This is a genomic window from Emticicia agri, from assembly GCF_004168285.1.
Lineage (GTDB): Bacteria > Bacteroidota > Bacteroidia > Cytophagales > Spirosomataceae > Emticicia > Emticicia agri.
In genome coordinates this window covers 1-3,933 of the sequence record NZ_SEWF01000129.1, presented here as the reverse complement: position 1 = coordinate 3,933, position 3,933 = coordinate 1, and the positions used below count along the sequence as shown (strand labels likewise).

At 41.9% G+C, this 3,933-nt stretch carries 2 protein-coding genes; one reads left to right on the top strand and one right to left on the bottom strand.

From position 1 onward, the window contains the following. The coding region (locus EWM59_RS28030; RefSeq protein WP_165372320.1) for a PKD domain-containing protein at window positions 1-1,029 on the top strand (1,029 nt) is incomplete at its 5' end. Between the two features lie 89 nt (window positions 1,030-1,118). On the opposite strand, the gene EWM59_RS28025 is transcribed toward EWM59_RS28030, so the two are convergent. After that, window positions 1,119-3,933 (bottom strand): Ig-like domain-containing protein (locus EWM59_RS28025; protein WP_374755962.1); only part of this gene is annotated, 2,815 nt, incomplete at its 5' end.

Genomic DNA, 3,933 nt, shown 5'->3' with positions numbered 1-3,933 from the left:
GCTTACGATGAAAATGCCGGAGTAACTTTGCAACTGAAAGTTTTTCCTTATCAGCATGATACTGAAGTAAGTGTTGATTGGGGCGATGGAAAAACTGACAAAGTGCAATTTAAACCTAAAGAAATTACGGCCGATGCTATTTTTACTTTTTCGCATAAATATGCTAAAAACGGTACGTATAAAATAAGTTTCAGAGCGGTTAATGCTGTTACTTCAAATTCATTAGAGACAGAAGTAAATATTACCAATAAAGTACCTGAACCAAAAGCTGATTTTTCTTATGAAGTTTTAGAGAATGGTAAGGTCAGATTTAAAAATCTATCTCCCGAGGCCGGACTAAAGTATTATTGGAACGATACAAAAACACAGAACAGAAGCCGTTTGGCAAATCCTGAATTTATCTATGAAAGAAACGATAGTTATCCGGTTTTTCTGACTGTGGAAGACAAATATGGCCAAAAAACGACCATCACTAAAAATGTAAGTATTACTAATGCAGTAACTAAAGAAACGGCATCATTTAAAGGAACGATTTTAAACGAGCAGTATAGTTTCAGCGAAGATGGTAATGAATGCAGAACGATGCTTTCTGAAACAGACCCTTTATCAACTAAAATATTGAATACCATAGTTTTAAATGTGGCTGGAAAAAAGATTGAGATGACACTTAATGGTATGTTCCATGTATTAGGTTCAGCCAACCCTGATTTTAGTATTAACGAGCGGGTTGAAAAATTCAGACAATATTTAGTACCCGGCATAAAAAAAATCGGTGTACAAACCCATGACCAATGGAATGCCTCTGTGAAATATGAGAACAATGGCGGTACGGTAATAAAACAATTTACAGAAGTGCCTGATGCTCAGATTGAAATTACCGATGTAAAAGAAATAGAGCAACCTGCTTTATTTGATGGTTTATACAAACAGGCTTTCTGGGTTACATTCAAGCTAAAAGCAGATTTTAAACAATTAGGAAAAATAGACGGAACGCTTAAAATCAGGTATCTGGTTTATCGGATGGATTGAATCAGGAATTATTGATAAGCAAAAAAATGAGTCATTCCAAAATTCGGAATGACTCATTTTTGTTATGGCTGAATTTCTTAATTGCTTACCTAATTACAACCTTGTATGACAGCATTGAATATACTGCCGGAGGCTGTGCTAAAACCAGGTTGCAAAACAATTGATTTTCCGGCCTGATACAAGACATTCGGCTTTGGATTAGTGGCGTCCTGACCAATCTGACTGGTTGAAATAATGTTTTGCGTTACCTGAAACTTAGAAGTACCCGTTAATATATTATCTGCATTAGACAGTGTTACATCTGTTGCATTCACAGTTATTACTCTGCTACCACTCCCACCTGCTGAACAGGTTGCCGTATAAGTTCCTGTAGCTGCCGGAGTAACAGTTATACTGGTTCCGGTGGCTCCTCCCGTCCATGTAATAACACCCGGGCAACCGCTTGCCGTAAGTGTAACCGATGTATTAGGACATACAACCACAAGAGCAGGTTGTATCGTAATCGGGTAATTACAGGTAGGTGTTACAGTAACTGTTACCGCAGCACTGTTATTACCAAAACATTGGTCAACTTTACATCTGGCAGTATAAGCAGTAGTGGTAGCCGGAGAGACCGTAAGACTACTACCTGTTGCCCCCGTTGACCATGTGATAGTACCACCCGTACAACCATTGGCAGAAAGTGTTACACTCTGGCTTGAGCAAATAGCAGGCGGGCTTGCCGGAGAAATGGTAGGGGTAGGTGGTGTCGCCTGACTTGTAACAGTTGTGGTTGCCGTAGCTGTACAGCCATTTGTACCTGTAACGGTAACCGTATAAGTACCTGCAGAGGTTATAGTAGCAGTGGCATTAGTACCCAGACCATTTGACCACAGATAGGTGCCGCCACCACTGGCAGTTCTGGTAACACTGGTTACTACACATGACAGATTATTACTGCCTGTAATACTGGCCGTAGGAGCGGTCGTATTAGACGTTACACTGGTAGTAGCAGTTGCAGTACAACCATTTGTGCCAGTAACGGTAACCGTATAAGTACCTGCTGTGGTTATGTTGGCAGTTGCATTGGTTCCTAAACCATTCGACCACAGATAAGTGCCGCCACCACTGGCAGTTCTGGTAACACTGGTAACCGTACAGGTCAGATTAGTAGTTCCGGTTACATTTACTGTAGGAGCAGTTGTATTGGTAGTTACACTGGTTGTAGCAGTAGTAGTACAGCCATTAGTTGTATTCGTAACTGTTACAGTATAAATCCCTGCAGTGGTAATAGTGGCTGCGGCATTCGTACCTAAACCATTCGACCACAAATAAGTGCCGCCACCACTGGCAGTTCTGGTAACACTGGTAACCGCACAGGTAAGATTAGCGGTTCCGGTTATATTTACTGTAGGAGCAGTTGTATTGGTCGTTACACTGGTTGTGGCAGTAGTAGTACAGCCATTCGTTGTATTCGTAACAGTTACTGTATAAATCCCTGCGGTTGTCATAGTAGCTGCGGCATTGGTTCCTAAACCATTCGACCACAGATAAGTACTGCCACCGCTGGCAGTTCTGGTAACACTATTAACTGTACAAGTGAGATTGGCACTTCCTGTAATAGCTACTGTAGGAGCTGTTTTGTTAGCCGTTACGCTTGTAGTAGCAGTAGCTGTACAACCGTTTGCACCTGTAACCGTTACGGTATAAGTACCTGCATTGGTTATAGTGGCAGTAGCAGTAGTCCCCAGACTATTCGACCACAGATAAGTACCGCCACCGCTCGCAGTTCTGGTAACACTTGGGGTTGTACAAGTGATGTTTGTAGCACCGGTAATGGCTACAGTTGGCAATGGTTTTACGGTAACTGCAATCGGTATTCTGGTACTTTCGCATCCGCCTTCTGATACACAAGCTACATAATAAGTAGTGCTTGCAGGTAATGGCGGTGTAACATAGGTAGCTCCTGCAAACTGACTACTTCCTCCCGAGGCGGTTGTAAACCAGGCAATCTTATCTCCGGCAGTATTACATCCACTGGCTGTTAAAGTAGCTGTTGAGTTAGCTCCACAGACAGAGACATTTCCACCGGAATTAGGTTGTGGGTAAGGCGAAACGACTGTGATAATCGTATTGCTTGAAGGGAAACTGCAACCATTACTTAAAGTACAGGTAGCTGTAAAAGTACCCGTGGCAGTTACGCTAATCATATTATTGGTAATACCATTAGACCATACAACATTGCCATTGCAACCACTGACTGATAATAATACGCTACGGCCTGCACAGAAATTGACATCTCCGCTTGGGGTTATAGTCGGTGTAAAACTTGATTTTACCGTTATTAAAACAGGTTCGCTTATCAACTCTGGCGAAGAACTTACAAGTCTGAGTTTGTAAACGGTGTTCACACCAACATTAGGCATCGGAACACTGATGGTACCGCTCGCAGTAGCAGTGATTGATGCTATATTAGCATTAACCAGATTGTTATTGGCATCTAACAATTGAACAGTAACGGTGTTACCACTATCAAAAGTACCTTCAAGCGTATAAGGCAATGAGAGGTTGTTCTGACCACAAATGTCTGCCGCTATCGTTCCGATAGCTATTCTATTGGTGCCATTGCTGAATTGTTTGATACCCACAGTGCTCCATTTGCCATCGGCATCTCTCGCTCTTATTTCAAGGAAGTGAGTACCTTGTGAAAGACCACTCATATTAACAAGCAATGGAATATTGTTGACTGACGAACTGGCGGTAACAGGAATATTGGTTCCATTGCCTTCTCCAGGGTCAGTATCTATAAAATACTCTAAACGGGTTATATTGGCTAAATTTATATTGCTTGGCAGTGCATCTTTGTAGAACTTCCGTACTACTACAGTACTCCATTTACCGTTAGCGTTTTTTGCCCGGATGGTC